The organism is Chryseobacterium paludis, from assembly GCF_025403485.1.
GTDB classification, from domain to species: domain Bacteria; phylum Bacteroidota; class Bacteroidia; order Flavobacteriales; family Weeksellaceae; genus Chryseobacterium; species Chryseobacterium paludis.
On sequence record NZ_CP099966.1, the window covers coordinates 1805457 to 1826548 of the forward strand.

24 protein-coding genes are annotated in these 21092 nt (G+C 34.0%); 2 read left to right on the forward strand and 22 right to left on the reverse strand.

The genetic code is table 11. From position 1 onward, the window contains the following. A complete protein-coding gene (locus NG806_RS07995) occupies positions 1 to 2823 on the reverse strand; it encodes a SusC/RagA family TonB-linked outer membrane protein (RefSeq protein WP_261512621.1) in 2823 nt (940 codons plus the stop codon). A gap of 376 nt (positions 2824 to 3199) precedes the next feature. Between NG806_RS07995 and NG806_RS08000 the strand changes: the two genes are divergently transcribed. Then, positions 3200 to 3877 carry a DUF4197 family protein gene (locus NG806_RS08000; RefSeq protein ID WP_214831542.1) on the forward strand — a complete coding sequence of 226 codons (678 nt, stop codon included), beginning with the start codon at positions 3200 to 3202 and terminating at the stop codon, positions 3875 to 3877. A 40-nt stretch (positions 3878 to 3917) separates the two neighbouring features. After that, on the forward strand, positions 3918 to 4223 hold the full coding sequence (locus tag NG806_RS08005; RefSeq protein WP_214831543.1) for a DUF493 family protein: 306 nt from the start codon (positions 3918 to 3920) through the stop codon (positions 4221 to 4223). Positions 4224 to 4272: 49 nt separating this feature from the next. On the opposite strand, the gene NG806_RS08010 is transcribed toward NG806_RS08005, so the two are convergent. From NG806_RS08010 to NG806_RS08110, 21 genes are all read right to left on the reverse strand, one after another. Next, the gene (locus NG806_RS08010) at positions 4273 to 4623 is read right to left on the reverse strand and encodes an ArsC/Spx/MgsR family protein (RefSeq protein WP_214831544.1); all 351 of its coding nucleotides are present in this window, start codon (positions 4621 to 4623) and stop codon (positions 4273 to 4275) included. A 93-nt stretch (positions 4624 to 4716) separates the two neighbouring features. After that, positions 4717 to 5331: a deoxynucleoside kinase gene (locus NG806_RS08015; RefSeq protein WP_214831545.1), complete on the reverse strand. Its 615-nt coding sequence runs from the start codon at positions 5329 to 5331 to the stop codon at positions 4717 to 4719. 43 nt (positions 5332 to 5374) lie between these two features. Beyond that, positions 5375 to 6358, reverse strand: a complete 984-nt coding sequence (locus NG806_RS08020) for a hypothetical protein (RefSeq protein WP_214831546.1) — start codon at positions 6356 to 6358, stop codon at positions 5375 to 5377. An 88-nt stretch (positions 6359 to 6446) separates the two neighbouring features. Then, on the reverse strand, positions 6447 to 7472 hold the full coding sequence (locus tag NG806_RS08025; RefSeq protein WP_261512622.1) for a glutaminyl-peptide cyclotransferase: 1026 nt from the start codon (positions 7470 to 7472) through the stop codon (positions 6447 to 6449). A gap of 187 nt (positions 7473 to 7659) precedes the next feature. Beyond that, positions 7660 to 8682 carry a glutaminyl-peptide cyclotransferase gene (locus NG806_RS08030; protein ID WP_214831547.1) on the reverse strand — a complete coding sequence of 341 codons (1023 nt, stop codon included), beginning with the start codon at positions 8680 to 8682 and terminating at the stop codon, positions 7660 to 7662. A gap of 35 nt (positions 8683 to 8717) precedes the next feature. Then, the gene (locus tag NG806_RS08035) at positions 8718 to 9101 is read right to left on the reverse strand and encodes a VOC family protein (protein ID WP_214831548.1); all 384 of its coding nucleotides are present in this window, start codon (positions 9099 to 9101) and stop codon (positions 8718 to 8720) included. A 57-nt stretch (positions 9102 to 9158) separates the two neighbouring features. Continuing rightward, positions 9159 to 9587 carry an SRPBCC family protein gene (locus tag NG806_RS08040; protein WP_214831549.1) on the reverse strand — a complete coding sequence of 143 codons (429 nt, stop codon included), beginning with the start codon at positions 9585 to 9587 and terminating at the stop codon, positions 9159 to 9161. A gap of 27 nt (positions 9588 to 9614) precedes the next feature. Then, positions 9615 to 11228: a Na+/H+ antiporter gene (locus NG806_RS08045; RefSeq protein ID WP_214831550.1), complete on the reverse strand. Its 1614-nt coding sequence runs from the start codon at positions 11226 to 11228 to the stop codon at positions 9615 to 9617. Between the two features lie 69 nt (positions 11229 to 11297). Then, on the reverse strand, positions 11298 to 12302 hold the full coding sequence (locus tag NG806_RS08050; protein WP_261512624.1) for a bestrophin family protein: 1005 nt from the start codon (positions 12300 to 12302) through the stop codon (positions 11298 to 11300). A 17-nt stretch (positions 12303 to 12319) separates the two neighbouring features. Next, positions 12320 to 12994 carry a DUF2490 domain-containing protein gene (locus NG806_RS08055; RefSeq protein WP_214831552.1) on the reverse strand — a complete coding sequence of 225 codons (675 nt, stop codon included), beginning with the start codon at positions 12992 to 12994 and terminating at the stop codon, positions 12320 to 12322. 25 nt (positions 12995 to 13019) lie between these two features. Then, positions 13020 to 13445: a nuclear transport factor 2-like protein gene (locus NG806_RS08060; protein WP_214831553.1), complete on the reverse strand. Its 426-nt coding sequence runs from the start codon at positions 13443 to 13445 to the stop codon at positions 13020 to 13022. Beyond that, positions 13442 to 13792, reverse strand: coding sequence for a DoxX family protein (locus NG806_RS08065; RefSeq protein WP_214831554.1), 351 nt, complete (start codon positions 13790 to 13792; stop codon positions 13442 to 13444). The genes NG806_RS08060 and NG806_RS08065 overlap by 4 nt, the downstream gene beginning before the upstream one ends. Before the next feature lie 303 nt (positions 13793 to 14095). Continuing rightward, positions 14096 to 14545 carry a VOC family protein gene (locus NG806_RS08070; protein WP_214831555.1) on the reverse strand — a complete coding sequence of 150 codons (450 nt, stop codon included), beginning with the start codon at positions 14543 to 14545 and terminating at the stop codon, positions 14096 to 14098. A 39-nt stretch (positions 14546 to 14584) separates the two neighbouring features. Next, on the reverse strand, positions 14585 to 15127 hold the full coding sequence (locus tag NG806_RS08075) for an SRPBCC family protein (protein WP_214831556.1): 543 nt from the start codon (positions 15125 to 15127) through the stop codon (positions 14585 to 14587). A gap of 8 nt (positions 15128 to 15135) precedes the next feature. Continuing rightward, positions 15136 to 15507, reverse strand: a complete 372-nt coding sequence (locus NG806_RS08080) for a VOC family protein (protein ID WP_214831557.1) — start codon at positions 15505 to 15507, stop codon at positions 15136 to 15138. 55 nt (positions 15508 to 15562) lie between these two features. Further along, positions 15563 to 16033, reverse strand: a complete 471-nt coding sequence (locus tag NG806_RS08085; protein WP_214831558.1) for a hypothetical protein — start codon at positions 16031 to 16033, stop codon at positions 15563 to 15565. Positions 16034 to 16133: 100 nt separating this feature from the next. Further along, positions 16134 to 16589 carry a DUF1569 domain-containing protein gene (locus NG806_RS08090; RefSeq protein ID WP_214831559.1) on the reverse strand — a complete coding sequence of 152 codons (456 nt, stop codon included), beginning with the start codon at positions 16587 to 16589 and terminating at the stop codon, positions 16134 to 16136. Between the two features lie 132 nt (positions 16590 to 16721). Continuing rightward, positions 16722 to 17927, reverse strand: a complete 1206-nt coding sequence (locus NG806_RS08095; protein ID WP_214831560.1) for an ABC transporter permease — start codon at positions 17925 to 17927, stop codon at positions 16722 to 16724. A 10-nt stretch (positions 17928 to 17937) separates the two neighbouring features. Continuing rightward, positions 17938 to 18894 (reverse strand): HlyD family secretion protein, encoded by a 957-nt coding sequence (locus NG806_RS08100; protein ID WP_214831561.1) that lies wholly within the window; start codon positions 18892 to 18894, stop codon positions 17938 to 17940. 18 nt (positions 18895 to 18912) lie between these two features. Beyond that, entirely contained in the window at positions 18913 to 20322 is a 1410-nt protein-coding gene (locus NG806_RS08105) for a TolC family protein (RefSeq protein WP_214831562.1), read from the reverse strand. 255 nt (positions 20323 to 20577) lie between these two features. Further along, positions 20578 to 21066 carry an ecotin family protein gene (locus NG806_RS08110; RefSeq protein WP_214831563.1) on the reverse strand — a complete coding sequence of 163 codons (489 nt, stop codon included), beginning with the start codon at positions 21064 to 21066 and terminating at the stop codon, positions 20578 to 20580. Positions 21067 to 21092 lie beyond the last annotated feature (26 nt).

A 21092-nucleotide genomic window follows, 5' to 3' on the forward strand; every position in this document is an offset into this window, starting at 1 on the left:
TTAAAATGTTAGGTTCATACCAATGGTATAGATTGCCGAAATTGGATAGATATTATTATCAATACCCATTTGTACCCTATCGGTATTTAAGATTTCCGGTGAAAAACCATGATATTTGAAACTTGTCCAAGGGTTTTGAGCGCTTACATACAATCTTAGCTTAGTAATAGACATCGAATTTGTAAATGTTTTTGGTAAATTATATCCCACCTGAATATTTCTAATTCTGATATAGCTTCCATCTTCTACGTAAAAACTATTGGGTAATATAATAGACTGATCATTGGTGGCCATAGGATAATCATTGGATGTTCCGGCACCATGCCATCTGTTATTATAAAAATCTAGATCCCAACTTTCATTTCCATATCGTTGTTCTCTATTGAAATTGTATATTTTATTTCCAAATACACCTTGGAAATCAATAGCAAAATCAAAATCATAAATATTCATATTAACACCAAATCCATAAGTTCCTTTAGGAATAGGGCTTCCGAGGAAAGTTTTGTCCCTTGCATCAATAACTCCGTTTCCATCGATGTCAGCAAACTTAAATCCACCTGCTTTTGCTCCATTTTGCGTAGCCCATGCATCTGCTTCTGCCTGACTTTGGAAAATACCCTCTACCTGGTAACCATAATAAGAACCAACGGCCTGTCCTTCTTGTAGTCTGATAATAGAATTTCCATATAAACTAGCTCCTGTTTGTAAGTAAGATCCATTGAAAACAGAAGTAATCTCATTCTTTAAGGTGGTAATGTTACCATAGACACCAATTTTTATATTATCACTGATCTTAGTATCATAGTTTACGGAAGCCTCGAAACCTCTGTTATTAAAAGAATAAGCATTCGTAATATAGTTATTCCAGTTAGCAGCTCCTGAAACTGTTCCCTGAACAATACCATAAACAACGTCTTTGGTATCTTTATCAAAATAGGTAGCATCAATTTTCAACTTATTATTAAATAGTGCCATTTCTAATCCTAGATCTCTACCCGTTGTGGTTTCCCAACCAATATTCGGATCTATAATTTGATCTATGGTTTGTGCTGGTGAACCATTATTTCCATAATATGCCCCTCCATTAATAATTGATGTATTAAGTGTGTAAGCTCTTTGCACATCTGGATTTCCTAATTTACCCCAGCTCGCTCTTAGTTTTAAAAGATTAAAAACATTCTGCTCACTCATAAAGCTTTCTTTGGAAATAACCCATCCTGCGCTAACAGCTGGAAATACACGGTATCTGTCGTTGCTGGAATATTTGGAGGTTCCATCTCTACGAATAGAAGCATTCAATAAATATTTACCGCCATAATCATAGTTTAACCTTCCAAAAAAGGACTCTATTCTATCTTGATATGGGATTACATTACGGTCACCTTTATCGTAAGTTGTCATTACAATATCAGTTCCATCCGCAATATTCAAAGAATTGTTATTTCCATTATATCTAACATTAAGTGCATCAGCATATGCCTGAGCATAAGAGCTTCTGGTCCTGGAAAAACCTGCGAGTACTTCTACATTATGCTTTCCAAAACTTCTTTTCCAACTTAATGTATTATCCCAGATATAATTTCTCGTTCTAGAATCTCTTGTTATTAGTTTTGGTGGCTTTTGATCCGCTGTAGGAACATAATTAAATGTAGGAGTATATTCGTACTTATTCGAATTAATATTATCAGAACTATAACTAATTCTAAAAGTAAAGTCTTTTAAAAATTTATATTCTCCCCAGATATTATTCAGTAATCTTTCTTCTCTAGTTTGAGATCTGTATAAATCTAATTTTGCTCTTGAATTTGGAATTTTAGCCAGGGTAAAATACTGATAGTCTCCTGTACTAGGATTAATTGGAGCATAGACAGGTGGCGAAGAATAAGCATCTAGCAACGTATTCTGAGCCTGATCAGTACGCATTTTTGAAAAAGTAAAGTTATTTCCAATAGTAATGTTATCCGTAACTTTATAAGTAAGATTAACTTTCGAGTTAAATCTGTTAAAACCACTTCCTGAATTGATTCCCTGTCCAGCATTTAAATTACCTTCATCTTGCAAGTAACCTGTACTCAAGTAGTAATTCAATTTTCCTAAATTTCCGGATGCAGAAATATCGTTAGAATTAATAATACTGGTTCTGAAAATTTCTTTAAACCAATCAGTATCCGCAGGATAATTAGATCTGTTTAAGAATACCGGATCTTTCACATTTTCATTGATCAATTTTTCATTGTACAATTCGATATACTGATCAGCGTTAACCATTTTAGGAATATTGGTTACCGTCTTAATTCCTAAATAAGAATTAAAATTAAAGACAGGTTTCTTACCTCTACCACTTTTAGTTTTAATAATAACCGCACCATTTGATGCTCTTGCTCCGTAGATCGCTAAACTTGATGGATCTTTTAACACACTCATTGATTCAATATCCTGGGGACTCAAAAATGAGATATCATCTGTAATCATTCCATCAACAATAAAAACAGTTTTACCTGTTAAAGAACTAATCCCTCTGATATCTACTCTAGGAGATCCTCCTGGCGCTCCAGAATTCAAAATCTGAACTCCGGATAATTTCCCCTGAATAGAACTTATAGGGTTAGCATTCGGTTTATCGGCAAGATCTTTTGCCGTCACAAGCCCTATACTTCCCGTAATATTTTCTTTCTTCTGGGATCCATATCCAATCATAACCACCTCTTCGATCTTCTGTTCTTTAGTAACAGTATCCTTAGGCGTCACCTGCGCATTGACGTTCATACCGAAGTATAACACAGCAATGAGTGATGAATACTTTAAATCACTTTGTTTCATATAGTTCAATTTTATTTCGTACAATCAAATTTCGAGACCGGTTTTTAAACCTTCAACCTGTCTTTAATTAAATAAATATTGTATTTCTCAAAAAAAGACATTAACCAAAATTAGAAAAATATATGAAACATTGTTAACATATCATAAAAATTCTTTAATTAGTATGATACACCATACAGCATATGTGAAAACTTCATTTTTTAACGAATTATTTTTAAAAATCAAATTGGTTTTCAATTAAATTTACAATGATAAATACAGGGTTTTATCAAAATAACTCCCCAAATCGCTATCATAAATTTAATATTTTGTTAAACAGATTTTCCTGTTTACCTTTGGCTCAATATTTGAAAATTACAATCATTAATAAAAATCAATGAAAAAATACATTTTAGCAATAGCTTTAATAGCAGGAACTGCAACTGTCATTACGACCTCTTTACAGTCTTGCAATAGTCTTGCAACAACTGACTTGGGCTTATCTATCATCAAAAGGTTATTATTGAACGGAATCGATAAAGGAATGAACGTTTATGGTAATAAAGATGCTTTCCTACAAAATAATATGGTTGATAAAGCGTTACCTAAAGAATTGAGAGATATCAATACTATGCTGGAGAAAGTAGCTCCTTCATTGGTTGCAAAAGAAAGAGAATATGTTGCTGAGGCAGCTTCTTATACGGTGAATATTTCAAAACCCATCCTGCAAAATGCAGTCAATAGTTTGAATGCCCAAGATGTAACCAGAATTATTCAAGGTGAAAAGGGTACGGCAACTTTGATTTTAAAAGAAAAGACTTCTCAACAACTGGTAGCAGCTATTGCTCCAAAAGTGGATGAAAAATTAAATCAATATGGTATCGTTAAGACCATTAATACCGCTTTGGCAGGAAGTAATTTTTTAGGGAACCTCTTAGGTGGAAATAACAACACTGTAAATGCGGGCGGACTGAGTAAATTAGCCTCTGAACAACTGGTTAACGGTTTATTTAATATCATTGAAGATTACGAAGTACAGAACTCCAAAGCTCTATTGGGACCTCTTGGAAAATAGAAAAAATTTCGTTAAATTTATATATAATTAAAATTGATAGATGGACATACTTCAAGGAAATCAACACGCAAATCCTGAAGAATTTTATAATTCTTTAAAGGAAAAATTAGAGGGTCATCATGACTTTCCGGAAGATTATTTATTTAAATTTATAATTCCTACAGATCAGGCAAAGCTTACAGAAATATATAGAGTTTTTGATGGCATCAAATTTACACTTGGTAATAGAGAAAGTAAAAATGGAAAATATACAGCTTGCAATATCAATGCTTTTGTATTGGATGCTGATCAGGTCGTAAAAATTTATAAAGAAGTTGGAAGGATAGAAGGAGTAATTCTATTGTAAAAATAAAAAGTCAGCATAAAGCTGACTTTTATTGTATATTGTATTTTGATTATTTTTCTATAAAGAATTTCACATTTTCAATCGGTCTTCCTAGCATGGCTACTGAACCTTTTATTAAAATAGGCCTTTGTATTAAAGAAGGATTTTGAGATAAAATTTCTAACCATTCGTCTTCCGAATAATTTTTACTCGCAAATTTTTCCTGATACAATTTTTCGGTCTTTCTGATCAAATGGAACACACTTTGATTCAATTTCTTCAAAACCGTTTTTAATTCTAAAATACTTAGCGGGTCTTCCACCATATTGATGATCTCAAATGGCACTCCATTCTCATCCAAATACTCTAAAACAGCATTTGACTTTGAACAACTTCCATTATGTAAAACCTTAACTAACATATTTAATTATATTAAAAAATTAAACTTGTATTATAACAAATTTAGTAAGAAATCAAGTTACAAAAATCTTAACGGATAATAAATAATTGTTAATTAAAACAATCCATTCAGTTCCGCTTCAATTTTTTCCAGGATAAAACCAAAGTCTTCAGGTTTTTCCACGAAATCTAAATCATCAACTTCAATAACCAACAGTTTCCCTTCCGTATAATTGGAAATCCATTTTTCATACTTCTGATTTAATTTTGAAAGATATTCAATACTGATCGAAGCTTCATATTCCCGTCCTCTTTTGTAGATCTTTTTAACCAGATTGGGTACATCAGACTTCAGATAGATTAATAGATCCGGAGCTGAAACAAAAGATTTCATGAGATTAAAAACAGCCTGATAATTGGTAAAATCCCTATCAGAAAGCAAATTCATATCATTTAAGTTTTCTGCAAAAATATGTGCATCTTCATAAATGGTACGATCCTGAATAATATTCTTTCCACTTTCTCTTATCTCCTTTACCTGGCGGAATCTGCTTCCTAAAAAGTAGATCTGTAAAGCAAAACTCCATTTGCTCATATCCGCATAAAAATCTTCCAAATATGGATTATGGTCTACATCTTCAAATTGTGCATCCCATCCGTAATGCTTAGAAAGCATGGTCGTTAATGTAGTTTTACCTGCTCCAATGTTTCCTGTAACTGCAATGTGCATATTCTATTTTCCCTTATGTTTTATTGATACCATGAAAAAACAACTAAATACCAACTGTCTGAATTTCCTTAGAATCTTCAATAAGCTTCTTCAAAGTATCGTCTGCAGCTTTTTCTACAGTTTGATCTTTAATAAACTTATCCTGAACTTTTTCTAATGATTTATCCTCAGATTCAGCAGGTTTCTCCGGCAATTTCTGGATGGCTTCTTCAGTCTTTTTGGATTCAGGTTCAGGATCGGCCTGCTGTTTAGCTTCTTTAATTTTTTCGAGGTTGTAAAGATAAAGGTTGTTCGCTTTGATTGCAAAATAAGAAAGCGTGTTTTTATCCACAATCTGCGCATCAGGATCTTCAAAAATCTTCACCAAACCTTTTTCAGGAACATACTTAAGAATTGTTGTCTTGGTCATCATTAAAATATATTCATTTTCTCTTCTAAAGCGTTTTCCATTTTCTAGAGGAATTTCAACCAGCTTTTCAAATTTCAAACTGTAAACCCGGAAGTGCTTTCTTGTAAGAATATAAACCTTATTTTCATAGACCAAAAGATCTACCAGATCATCAAAACTGGCATCGAAAGGATAAGAATTGATTGTTGTATCGTTTCTGAAATTATATTGAATAAGACGTTTTGAACTTTCATCCAACAACCATATCTGCTGAAGATCTTCTGCGTAAGCTATTTTTATGAAAGTAAATTTTTGTTTAAAATCTACTTTTTGGATTTCATTAAGGTTCTGATCTACAAATTTCAGTTCCTGTGCATTTTCCGAAAACAAAGGTACAGTTAATGGATTTTGAACCCCTTGAATTTTAAAGGGTACGGTAAGCATCATTTTCCCGATCTGTTTTCCTAAAGAATCGTATTTTGTTAAACTAAAGTCTTTATTTTTATAGATATAGAGGTTTCCATAATCGTCAGCAAAGAGGTCTTTTGCTTCCTTTAATTTTAAAGTATCTAATGCCACGGCTTTCTGCGCAGAAAATGAGCAGAAAATGAAAGCAAATATGAATGGTAATAATTTCAAAGTTCTTTTACTAATTATAGTGCTTCAGAGAAGCTCTACCAATTTACATACTTTATTCTATTTAAGTTAAAATTGCCTGTCATTTAATTTATCTAATAGCAATTTCATAAATCTTATTCCAGTTTTTTCCTGTCACTAACATATTTTCTCCTTTAAAGGCAATTCCATTCAAAACGTGCTCACTGTTACTTTGAGTATTTTCTGTGGTAATTTTTGTGAAATCAAATTTGCCTACTACTTCGCCATTTAAAGGATTAATTTTTAAAATGATAGGCTTATGCCAAATGTTTGAATAAATGAATCCATTATGGTATTCTAATTCATTAAGCTGCTCATAAACCTCAGCATTACCCGCTACAGGAATCGTTTTCAAAACCTTTGAAGGATCATTTACATCTAAAAAATAGAGGTTTTTTGAGCCGTCGGTTGCAATAAGATCTTTTCCGTCGTATGTTAATCCCCAACCCTCACCAATTACACTTGGTAGTGGAAATTCAGAAAGAAGTTTCAGGGTGTTTTTATCATACACGAAACCTTTTCTGTTTTGATAGGTTAGCTGAAATATTTTATCTTCTGCAATGGCGCAACCTTCAGAAAAAATATCATTGGGTTGTTTGGTTAAAGTAATAGGTGTCATTTCACCTAATGTATATTTTAGAATTTTCGAGGTATTTTTAAGTCCCGCACTCTCATAAACGGTACTCCCTTCCAGAGTAAACCCTTCAATAAAATTATTCGGATCGTGTGGGTATTCTGCTTTGATTTCATAGGAAATTTGCTTCTCAGGATTCTTTGCAAACACATTGATCGTAGCATCCTGATTTAATGTTTCTCCTTCCTTTATTTTAATGATGAAACTCACCTCATTATCTCCTAAAGTGAAAAACTTAGGATCAATTGTTAAATTTGAAGTTTCATGATCTCCAAAACTTATCGCAATACTTTCTGCATTATCTGAAACATCTTTAGGGATCTCCAGCTTATCACCAAAATGATAGCCCCTTTGCTCCATCGAATTATTATAATCGCTTAAAGTATCCAGGATCTTTTTGTTTTTATTACAAGATGTTAACAATAAGATTGACGCAAAAGTTACAGCTAGCTTTAATTTCACTGAATTTCTAATATTTTCTCAAAAATAGGAAAATTTATCACTTGGTCAACTAATTTCATTGACCCATCCTATAATTTTAAGAATATACATTAGCTTATTTCACTCTTTTATAATAGCTATCTATCTCATCAAAATAGCGCCCCAAAAGAGCGCTATTTCGATTTTATGTAAACAAAATTACTTTTGATTATTTAATTGCAACTTCATAAATCTTCGACCAGTTCTTTCCTGTCACCAACATATTTTCACCTTTAAAAGCGATGCCATTTAGTACATCATCACTTCCTTTGGTATTCTGCTTGGCGATATCTGTAAAATCAAATGTACCAACAACTTCTCCATTGGCAGGATTAATTTTTAAAACAATTGGCTTTTGCCAAACATTCGCATAAATAAATCCATTATAATATTCCAATTCATTCAACTGATCATAAGCCTGAGCACTCCCTGCCACAGCAATATATCTTACTAATTTTGAAGGATCTTTAGGATCAAGGAAATACAATAATTTACTTCCATCAGAAGCGATAAGGTTTTTTCCATCATACGTCAGTCCCCATCCTTCTCCTAATACATTAGGATATGCAAATTCCGACAGAAGCTTTAAAGAGCTTTTATCATAGATATATCCTTTTTTGCTCTGCCAGGTCAATTGATATACTTTATCACCAACAATAGTACTTCCTTCAGAAAAATCTTCCTGTGCCTGTTTTGTTGATGCAAGAGGAGTTGTGGTTCCCAATGTATATTTTAGAATTTGTGAAGACCCGTTCTGCCCATCGCTCTCATAAATTGTGTTGCCTTCTACCTGAAACCCCTGAACGAAATTGGCCGGATTATGTGGATATTCTGCAACAATCTGATAAGAGATCTTTTTCTCAGGATTCTTAGCAAAAACATTGATCGTTGCATCCTGATTCAAAGTTTCACCTCCTTTAGTTTTGATATTGAAGGTTACCGCATTATCTCCTAATGTGAAAAATTTAGGATCAATCACTAAATTCGAAGTTTCTTTATCTCCAAAACTAATGGTAATACTTTCAGCATTATCTGCAACATCTTTAGGAATCTCAAGTTTATCACCAAAATGATATCCTTTGCTTTCCATTGAATTGTTATAATCAGTTAAACTATTCAATATCTTCTTATCATTGTTACAAGACACCAACATTAAAATCGCTGCAAAACCAGCTATTATATTTTTTTTCATTGAATTTCCAAATATTTCACCAAAAATAGCAAATTTTATTCCGTTGTACTAATTTCATCAACAGCTTGACCGAATTGTAATATATATCCATTGTTGTCATAAATGGCAAATTCACGCATATCCCAGTCGAAGGTTTCAATTTCGTAACAAACTTCCGTTTTATCTTTTAATTCTTCCCAAAGATCATCTACATGGTCTACATTAAAGTAAAATGAACCTGTAAAACCTATTCCATTAAACTTCTCATGGTCATTAGGTTTTGAAAGCATAAGCTCTACATCATCTTTACGAATCGTTGCCCATTCCCATTCATCATTTCTTCCTACCAACGTAAAACTTAAAGTGTGAATGTAAAAACCGATGGTTTCATCCAGGTTTTGTGTCCAGAGTATAGGACGTAAAGAATTATATTTTATCATAACTTTTAATTTATAAGTAAAACGCAAAGACACTCATTTGCGTCTTTGCGTTTTTTATTATTTATCTTCTAGATACAATTTCAGACTTTGTCCGATAATGGCATTCCATCCTTCTGTAAAACTTTCCCGAGAAAACCCTTCACCCAATTCTTTGAAATGATCGATATCATCGTGAGTGAGCTTAACTATTGTGTCTTTTCCGTCAGGCTGAAGTTCCCATGTAACAATGGTCTCTGCATCGGAAAATTCAGGATAAGACCAGGTATGCTTTAATTTTTCATTGGCCGTAAAATCTAAAACATTACCTTGATGATGGTACTTTTTAGCTTCTCCCGGTTCATAGAAATTAAATTGCTTTCCGGTTTCCAATTCAAAATCTGATATATCAAAATACCACGATTTCATTTTCTCTTTATCAGTTAGTGCTTCCCAAACCTCATCAACGGGTGCTTCTACTTTGTATTGAACAATAATTGGAGTACTCATTTCTACTTTTTTTATTTTATTTAAAATTTATCCGTGGGTAAATCCTGTAATTTTAGCTTCATCAAAATCAAGCTGCATTTCGATCGTCCGCATCACGTGATCATCAAATATCTTCTCCCGTTTCATACGATGAAGCTCATTTCTCTGTGCCTGGATCACCTGTCTCAAAACATCTTTATTCTCGTTCATTGCTGAAACATAGTCTCCGGTAGAAGCCATACACTGGGCTTTATCTGCCATCATCATCATTTCATTTTCCAATTTATGTTTTTGATGACGTACCAGGCTATTTTTTTCTGCTAATTCTGAGAAATCAGTATCTAATTTATGCAAAGCTGTTTCTTTTAGCTTTCTCATTAAAATGACTTCCTGTTTTTCTTCAGGTATTTCACTTCCGGCATCACTTATTTTTAATAATTTTAAAATAGGAGACAACAATAATCCCTGCCCCACCAAAGTAATTAAAATAATAACAAAAGTTACGAATAAAATAATATTACGATGTGGAAAGGCATCTCCATTGGGTAAAAATGCAGGTATAGATAATGCCGCAGCCAACGATACCACTCCTCTCATTGCCGCAAAACTAATGATAAAAGGCTCCCGCCAGTCTGGCTTTGGAACTTTTAATCTGAGTTCTTTTGAACAAAGTCTCGGGAAATACATTAAGGCATAACTATATGCAATTCTTGTCAGAATAATGGCACCACCAATTACTATACTATAAAAAATACCCTCCGAAATAGTATACTCTTTCATGGCAGCAATAACAATAGGCAGTTCAAGGCCTATTAAAATAAAAATGATCGTATTCATCAAAAAGATCAAAACACTCCACACATTTCCCGACTGAATTCTTGAGGTATGGCTTAAATAACAATGTGAATTATATGACATCAGTAATCCACCTGCAACTACTGATAACACTCCCGAAAAATGAAAATGTTCTGCTCCCACATACATAATGTAAGGAACAATAAGCGTAATAATAGTATCAATATTAGAATTGGAAGGTATAATACGAAGTAAGGCTCCAAACAGAAAACCTACGGCAATTCCAATAGCAATCCCACCAATAGCCATAATAAAGAAATCCTGAACAGCATCTCTGAAAATAAACTGTCCTGAGATCACAGCCGCTAAAGCAAATTTAAAGACAATTAAACTCGATGCATCATTAATCAAACTTTCTCCTTCCAGAATACTGGTGATCTTCTTGGGAATTTTCATATTTCTTAAAACTGAGGTTGCAGCAACTGCATCAGGTGGAGAATTCACACCCCCTAATAAAAATCCCATTGCTACAGTAAGTCCAGGAATAATAGATGATGAAAGATATGCCACCACTATTGAGGTGAGAAATACCAGTCCAAAAGCCATCGAGAAGATCTGCTTCCGCCATTTATGAAAATCCTGCCAGGAGGTAAACCAGGCTGCTTCAAATAAAATAGGTGGCAGAAAAATAAGGAAAACCAAATCCGGTTCTATTTCAATGTGAGGCATTCCTGGAATAAAGCTTATCAGTAACCCTGCTATTACAAGGAAAATTGGATAGGCTACTTTCAGTTTTTGCCCGATCATTACTAATATCATCACAGACAACAAAACTGCGATTGATATTATGACGTAATTGTGAATCATTTATTTATGATTTATTAATGTTAATATTATATTGGAATCTAAATAAATTTTTTGCATCATATGTGTATTCTAAAGGACAATATTGTTCTTAGGCGTAATTACTGACGGAAGATCAGACTCATCCAGCATATCTCTCATATCAATCTCTATTGTCCGACTGATCTGTGTAATGGGAACATCATTCGGGCTTCCTTCAAAAGGGTTTACAGAAGCTTCTCCTACACTATCTAGGGTATGGAAACACCAGGTCACCAATAATGAGAATGGAATATTAAACCATATGGTAAAACCTTCCAATAAAGTCCCCTCACCCAGTTTATCGAATTCTTTCAACAATCCAAAAGGAACAAAAACAATGAACAATAATAAAAGATAGGTAGTGATAGAAGAAAAATTCCGTGGATAAGGGAAATTTTTAATTCTTTCCGCTTTTCCCTGATCATCTGTAAACTTTATCAATTGCTGATTGATCTGCGTCCATTGGAAATCATTAATTTTTCCATTGGCATAGGCTTCCATTAACTCTCTGCTTTGCATCGCTGTTAATTGTGTCGCTCTGTTTTTTTTGCTCAGGATATACTGAAGTTCATCATCAGAAAGATAATTTCTCAATTCATCATCAAGTTTGGAAAGTCTTTCAGGAATATCATACTTTTTTGAATACTCATCAAATTGTACCGTATTCATATTCTCCCATGCTCTGGGTTCTCTAAGCTGAAAGCGAAGTGCCGTTAACCATGCATAATGACGTAAGAACATTTCTTTTACTTTAGCGGGATCTTTTTCTGAAAGAGAATCTCTTAAAATATATCCAAAACTTCGGCTATTGTTAATGATTGAACCATAGATCTGTCTTGCTTCCCAAAGCCTGCTATAACTGGCATTATTTTTAAAACCTACTATAAACGCCACTGCAGTTCCCATAATTGCAATGGGCTGCCATGGGAATGAAACAAATTTCCAACCGCAATAATATAACGTTGTAGGAATAGCTGCTAAAATGGCCAGAACATAAATACTCCTTCTTGTCCATATTGCAAATTCGAGTGCTCCAAATCTTTTTCCTGAATGCATAAGTGTTTTTTATTGTTTTATTTTTTGTTAAATGGAATATTGTTATAAAATCCAATCTGAATCTGGCCTCTGTTTTTATTTTCCTGGAGCTGATTCATATAACCGGCTTCAATTCTCAAATTTTTATTAATCACATATCCTAAAGCTCCATATACCCTATTCCGATCAAATACCGGACTGTTGAAGTGTAGGAAAACTTCATTATAAACGGAAGCATAAAAGGTCTTTGGCAGCATTTCTTTGTTATTGATCGGAATATTAAGGCCCAGAAAATACCGGAATCTCATTCTGAAATCATCTTCCAGAAAACGTTCTTCCAAACGATAACGATGTTGAAGATAGATCCTTCCAAACTGCTGTTTCGTGATAAACTGTTGGAAAATCCGGTGTTCAATATTTTCTTTCTTCTCTCCATTTACATAAGGCTGACTTAAAATAAAGCCATATCCCAGTAAAACATTATTATTGTTTTCTGAAAGATCATAGCCAATCCCTGTACGGACTAACAGCTGTTCCAGATCTCCAACTGCATCGAAATTACGATACTGAATTTCATTATGCCAATTCCATTTCTTATTAATTTTATTGTTTCCAAAATACATATACCAAGCTCCCAGGTTATTTTTCTGAGCAAACGAAAATGTGGTTGCTAAAATAAAAATAACCAAAGCCAATGACCTTACAATCTCCATACTGATCTTCTGCGTTTATTCTTTATTAATTTGCCTGACCAATTTCCAGGGTGTCAAACTTCCCCTCATTATTTAAATTAAACTTAAAAAAGGTTTTAAAATCACCCCAGCTTTCTGTGTGAAACTGTCCGTAAATAGCTTTACCATCATTTTCAATCTTATCGATGGATGTAAATTTTTCATGACCACAGGCATCTTTCACAAATTTCTTAAAATCTCTTGGGTTTCCATCATCATATAATTTTGAATCTGTAGTGAAGAAAGAAGTAAAAGCTTCTGCATCACCACTCTGCCATGCCTCAAAAGCTTTCTTTACCGTTTCATTTAGTTTTGTTGTATCCATATTACTTTTTACGTTTTGTTGGGTTTGAATTAATTTTTTATCATCATTTTTCTGAGCACACGCTGAACACATTGAAAATATGATCAGCAGATAAGGGATCTTTTTCATGAAAATTTAAATGGATAATTTAAGTAAATAATAACAAGATTCAAAGCAATGAAGGGAAGTTCTATTAATGCGCCCTTGATATCTCCATGAAATAATTCTAGACACATGATTAATAATATTGTTCCGGCCATCAAAAAATTCCCCCAAACAAAGGTCTGTGGAATTAGTATCATTACTGCACTCATTAGGGTAATTGCCCCTAAAATCATAATTGCAGTATTATTCATTCCTAATTTTCCAAGCATTTGCAACATTTCCGGCTTTCCTGAAACCATTGCTAAACCTTGTTTAAAACCCATGTACACTGCAATAAGAATCAATGCAATGGTTAGTATTTTTAAAATCATTTTGTATGTGTTTTTTGTAAGTTAATAAAATCTATGGAAAGTTATCTGCCCTGTCAGAATTTCTTTCTTATTAAGCTCATTTTTTACTTTCCGGTACTCGGCTTTGATTTCATCGATTGTAAATTTCATCATTTGTTTAATTGTGTTGTTTAAAATAAGAATTCCAGATTAATTGAATTTTCAAAACTGAACCCTCTTTTTCAAATTTAAAAAAAAATGGAATGCAAATGTATAATAAAATGAAAACCGGCGGGATATCCCGTCGGTTATTTTTAACTATATTTCGTATCTAAAATATGAATATTAAGGATGAGCCTGTGTCTTTGCAGGATCATCATAGTTCACCATCCAGTTGATCCCGAATTTATCTGTAAACATTCCAAAATAGGCTCCCCAGAAAGTATCTGCCAGCGCCATTGTTACCTGCCCACCATCAGAAAGTCCGTTGAACAATTTTGTTGCTTCCTCTTTTGATTCCGTATTAATAGAAATTGAAATATTATTTCCAGGGATTAATTGAGAAGCCCAGTCTTTACCTGTATCACTTCCCATTAATATTGTTTCTTTAGAAATCGGAAGAGAAACGTGCATAATTTTATCTTTGTCTTCCTCAGGAGTTTCCTTTCCTTCCATTGGAGGCATTTCCCCAAAAGTTCCGATATAAGGATATTCTCCACCAAAAACAGATTTGTAAAAATCAAATGCTTCCCTACAGTTTCCATTGAATGTTAAATAAACGTTTACTGTTGCCATAAATATTTTTTAAAGTTTAGTTAGTTTAATTGTGTACGTTTAAGGTTTTTCTGAAATTTCTTTTAACATCGAAAGCCCTTTCTCATAATCTTTTCCTATGGAACCATCTACATTCATAAATAATTTCATGATGGTAAAAGGAAATGGAATCTGAGAAGTGAACCCCCACGTTACTTTGCTACCCTTTCCCTCAGCAATTACTTTAACATAAGTATCGGCTTCACTTTCATAAGGCGTCATAAACTTAATTGAAGTATCTATTCTTTTATTAGCAACATCTATTTTTTTTATTTCCTGACAACCTTCACCTGCTTTTTTGTTTTTGCTGCTCCAACACATTTTTTCACCAGGTTTCCCCATTATTCCCGTCCAGTCTTTTTTCATTCCCTGATCCAGTCTGTTCCATGGACTCCATTGATCCATTGCTTTCAGAGTATTGGTATTCTGCCATACTTTTTCAACCGGTGCATTTATGGTAATTGATTTTTCATATTTAAAATCACCTGAAATTAAAGCTGCCGCAACCAACCACAAAATAAGTATTGCAGCCAATACAAGCATGATCCATTTTAAAATTTTCATATCCTTTTCTATCTATGCTGATCAATTAAAATCATATTACCATCCGGGTCTTTAAGAAAGATATGTTCCGGACCTGAAGTTGTTTCATCAGCATCTTTATCCAATTGGATATTGTTTGCTTTCAAATGCTTCTGAATATCCCGTACATCATCAAAAGACTCAAGATTCTGGGCATTCTCATCCCATCCGGGATTGAAAGTAAGCATATTTCCATCAAACATAGCCTGAAATAGCCCAATCAAAGTACTTCCGTTTTTCATGATCAGGTAATTCTGTTCCATATTTCCACCCATAGAACTGAAACCTAATTTTTCATAAAAATCTTTAGACTTCTGAAGGTCTTTTACACTTAAGCTAATTGAAAATACGCCTAATTTCATATTCTATTTATTTAAAAAATAATTTAATGCTAAACAAAGAAAGCCTCAATACATACTATTGATTTGTCAAACTGGTTTTGAAGTCTAAGGTTCCATCATAACTTTTCCAGTCACCTATAAACTCAATATATTGTCCTTCGATCTTCTCATTGGTTTTATTCCACTTAAAAGTATAGATAAATTTACCTTTAAAAAGACCGGAATGCTTTCCTTTGTTTTCTTCTGCTAATTCATATTCACCGTACACACTTCCTTTCTTCTTGGTATCTTTATATTTAGTGATTTTCAGTTTACCTTCATATTTTGTGTAGGTCTTATCCACGAGAGAATACCCGGAAACAAAATATTCCTGATCATTTTTTTTATCCTGTTCAGAAATATTGATCTTAAGTTTCATAACTTGTTTATCATTTCCAATGGTTCCTGTATAGGCTTTGCTGTTATTAAGCCAAACATTAGAAATATTAGGCATCTGAGCAAAGACAAAATTGGAAATGAGAATAAGGAGTAATAAAAGTTTTTTCATTTTGTTTGTGGTTTATGTAAATATTACCTTGGCAATATCAATGATAAGGTTGAACTTAAACTAGTGCGGGAAATAGTTTTATTAGTTCTTCTGTTTAGAGTTACACTCCAAATTGAGATAAATGGTGGTTTAAGTGTTTTGCAAACATATTACTCCACTCGTGGGATTTTAGTTTACCAAAAGAGAAAGACTCCTTTCCATCGAAAGCTTCTGCTCCCAATTGTTGTGTCTTTTGAATAAATCCTATTAATCTCTTTTTTTCTTCTTCAAAATCTCTTCTTCCAACGACCATAAATTGTGGTGCTGTAGGGGAATCTCTGGGATAGGCCTTTTCGCTAACCACTTTAGGTTTTACAAAATTTTTCAATATGAATTTTGCGATAGTTCCCGGCTTTTTATGCTTTTCAGGTTCATACACCATTTCATAAGAAACGCAACAGTGAGCCAACATCTGATCCACCATCATTTTCCCCCAAATACCGTGGGTATCTTCAATAAGATTATTTATTCTATTGATATAATTCTGAGCAACTTGTGCTTCAAATACGTTTTCCATTATCTCTTTAATTGTTCTAAAAACAAAGATATTAGTTTTTTCTGATGAATTTATATCCTTTTTTAAAAACCGTAAAAACACGGGAGAGATTTGAGGCAGGAGCTTCGGGATGCGGGCTTTGTTTGTTCGAAATTATCCTATTTCATCGAAAGGATCTTCTTCCTTCGGATTCTCAGGTTTTACATATCTGAATATCAGCCATAGTTTGATCTTAAGAGCGATCCACCCGATAAAAGCATAAATAACTAAAAGAATACCTAAATGTCTCAGATATGGAAAAGTAAGTTCTACTGAACCTTTTTGTATCAATAAAATTTTGAAAGCCTGTAAGAAAGGCGTTAAAGGAATAATATTCGCAATGAATTGTACGAATGCAGGCATCGCATTCAACGGCCAGGTAAACCCACTGATAATAAACGCAGGAGAAGCAATAACCATTAAAATCTGAGTTGCTTTCAGGGCATCCGGAATTAAAATGCTGATAAAAACACCCAGAAAAGATGCTGATCCAACAAAAACAGCTGTAAGCACAATGAAGTTAAAAATTCCCTGTGGCATGGGGACTTTGAAGATCATGTGCATGAAATAGTACATTCCCACGATAAGAATGGAAAAGATCCAGACAGGAATTACTTTGATCAGCATGGTTGGGAATGCCCATTTTCTCATTCCATAATATTCTTTAACAAAAGAGCCACCCTGAAATTCTGCAGCAAAACTTACAGCCATTGCCAATAGAATTACCTGTTGCAGAACTACAGCCAACATAGCCGGCCACATGAAAATAAGGTAGTTACTGGTTGTATTAAAGAGCGTAATATAATTTGTTTTAAAAGGCTCAAATTGGGTAGCAGCACGTGTTGCAGGCATTCCCGCTTTTTGAAGTGCTTTCATAGAAGCTCCTGCTGAGAAAGTTCCGATGGTAAGCTGAAGTGCTTTTGTAGCAAAATTAGCCGTCAGCACATTTCCCGTATTGATATAGACATTTACTTCGGGATACTTCTTCTGAAGCATTCCGGCTTCGAATTTTGATGGAATGATCACTACTGCTGCAGCTTCATATCTGATCACCTCATCTTTTATACTTAGCGGTTCCTGAATATATTTAAGTACTCTGATGCCTTTATTATCCTGCAGCATTTCCACCAGCTGATTGGATAAAGGGGTATTATCCCTGTCAATCACAATCACCGGTGTATGTTCTACCTTTCCGCTTTTATACACGAACCCTAACAACGTGGCATAGAATAGTGGAGCCAGAAAGAATACGGTTCTCAGGGTTGAGTTTTTAATAAACATTTTAAACTCACGCTTTAAAAGACGGAAAAATTCTTTCATCAGTTTGTTTCTATTTCAGGATAACATTAGCATTAACCAGGATATTTTTAGCTTTATTCATATCCTTTGGCTTTACTTTAATTTCATAAATCGCATCCTGCAGTTGATAGTCCGGATAGGCAGTGGTAATATCCGCATACCTCGTCAGCTGTTTGATATACAAAATTGTTCCTTCTACATTTTCTTTATTGTAAACGACCTGCATTCCTACAGTCTGTCCTTTTTTGTATTTTGATATTTCACTTTCAGGAATAGTAAATCTGAAATAAGTACTCTCCGGAATATAACCGTTAAACAATGCAAAACCTGCTGTAGCTAGTTCTCCGGCATTCAGACTGATGGTTTCTATTTCCATATCATTTGTGGCAATAACATACCGTTCAGAATATGCTACATTAGCTTCCTGTAAAGCTCCTTTTGCCTGTGAAGCCTGTCCTGCTGCCATATCTACTTTTTCGAAACGCGTTCCTCTTTTTACATCATCCAATTCAGCGACTACAGCATCATATTGTGCCTTTGCTCCCTGAACTTTAGCATAGACCTCATCATACGCTTGTGGTGACATTAAGCTGTCCCTATACATATTGGAAGCCCTTTTGAAGGATTTTTGAGCAAAATCATATTGCTCTTTTAATCCTTTATATTTTGCTTCCAACTGTCTCAACTGATCAGCCGTAGCTCCATTTTTAGCCATTTGCTCTTGAGCTGTAGCTGCATTTACAGCACCTTGTGCCTGGGCAATTTTTGCTGAAACTTCCGGAACATCTAATAAAGCAAGGGTATCACCTTTTTTTACCGTCTGACCTTCCGTTACATATATTTTTAGAATTCTTCCGGTTACCTTTGGAGCAAATGAGACGACATCCTTTTTGGTCTTCCCTTCAGAATCATTAAGATTTTCTTTTTTTTGAGTACAACTTCCCAATAAAACCAGAAAACTAAATAGTATAGAGATATTTTTTTGCATCATTTTAATTTTAGAGGGTTAATAAAGCTTGGTAATATCCAATTCCTGGGTAGAACGCATCAATTCTATTCCTGCCCTTCGCTGGTTAAAAATAGCATTCTGATATTCCAGTTCTACCACTTCAAGATCACTTTCAGCTTCTATCAGCTGTGATGACTTGCTCATTCCATATCTGAATTCTTTTTCAGCCTGTACCAAAGCGTTTTTTGCTAATTCTTTTTCTTTGCTTTTCAATGCGATCTGTGCTGTTGCAATATCATAATTGGTTTGATTATTTGCTAAATTCAAGGTCAGCTTCTTTAAAGCATCTTCTTTCTGATTTTGTAAAACTTCTTTTCCAATTTTGGCTGTTTCCTCAGCATGCTTCCCTTCTCTACCGTCAAATATCTCCCATTTAAACCCTACCCCTGCGGTAAACAATGGCAATATATTGATATTGGTAGGTCTCCAGTCCAATTTTGCGCCTTCATAACCAATAGCAGGAATTGCGGGAATTACATTTTCAGAAGTTTTAATCCGGCTTCCATATAAGCCGATATAATAAGCTGACGCCATCAACTGAACCTTTGGAATCATCCATGTTCTTTCTGCTTTGATCTTGTAGTCAGCAGCTACAATTCCATGCTCCAGGGCACGGATCTCTGCTCTCTGCTCAATTCCTTTTTCATGGGTAAGCATATCAACCGGTGATAAAACAGGATCTATCAAACGAAGACGCTCTTTATTGATTCCCGTTAATATATAAAGTTGGGTCAGCAACAACTCTTTTTTCCCTTCATACTCTACGATCTTAGCATCTAATGTTGCCTGAGCAAGCTCTATCTTCTTATGATCATAAGGGGTAATTAAGCCATATCCTAATGCTTTATCTGCTGTTTTCCGATTGATATCAAGTCTCTTTTTACTTTCATCCAAAACATTTTTAGACTGATGAATTAAAGCCAGCTGATCATATGCCTTAGAAATACTTGCCACCACCTCATCTCTCGTTTTCTCAAGAAGAATATTTTCTGATACTTTCTTTTCTTCAATTGCCTTTTTAAGATATTTTACTTTACCTCCTGAATAAACAAGCATTTTAGCATCAGCTTTTGCGATACCTGAGAAACCTGAAATATTCAGATTGTTATTATACCTTCCTTCCGGAATCTGTATAAATGGCTGAAGATTAATTTCTGGAGATGTTAGACGTGCCGTTGCATTCACGTAACCTACCTGTCCGCTTAATTCCAAAGTCGGAAGAAAGATATCTTTCAATTTATGCTCATCAAGATCGGTAAGTTTGTTTTGGGTAACCTGCATCTTAAGATCGGAATCCCGAACCATTGCACTGTCTAAAAGTTCTTTAAAGTCCGGCGCAGACTGTGCCCAACCAAAAGCTGGAAGTATAAAAAAACCAAGGGTAAAAATCAATAAATTGTTTTTCATGGTTCATGTTTACAACAAATATAATGCAAAAAAGCTTCGATTTTACAAATAACAATCCCGATTTAGTGAATTTAAAGAATGTTCAATACAAATGGTCGGTTATCAGCATTTCACAGAGAATCGTTTAAATATGGTTTAGTTGTAAAATAATTTTCGCCGCAAAAGGATTAGTCAGGTTTGATCACATTTTTAAACGTATTCAAACAAAAAAACTCCTCTACAATGTGAGGAGTTTTTATAATAATATAGAATGAATTACTTCTGAACCGCTTTCTTCATTGCAGCATCCGGACGTAAAATTCTGTAACGTACTTCGAGATCTTTAGGCACATAAAATACCAAAGGTAATTTACTGTTATATCTTACAATTTCTGGTTGGATATAAATAAACTTCTTAGTCGCTTTTTTATTCATACAACCCATTAAAGTTCCTGCTGCCTCACCATTGGATTCTACTTCATAATAATTGTAACCCCATCCCTGCAGATCCTGAGATTTCACACTGCCCATTAAGAAATAGTTATTACAATCCAACATCTTTTCAGTCCCCACAAAATATTCAACCTTTAAATCCTGCTCATTTTTTGCAACAGGAAGCTGAATATAAACCTGCTTATATCCGTCTTTTGCTTTAGGGAACATTTCGATCTCTAATTTTTCAAATTTTTCTGCTTTCTTCTGTGCGAAAGTATTTACTCCTACCATCATTACCAATCCAGTAATTACTACTTTTGAAAATTTCATTTGTTTTCTTTTTTATTTTACTATTC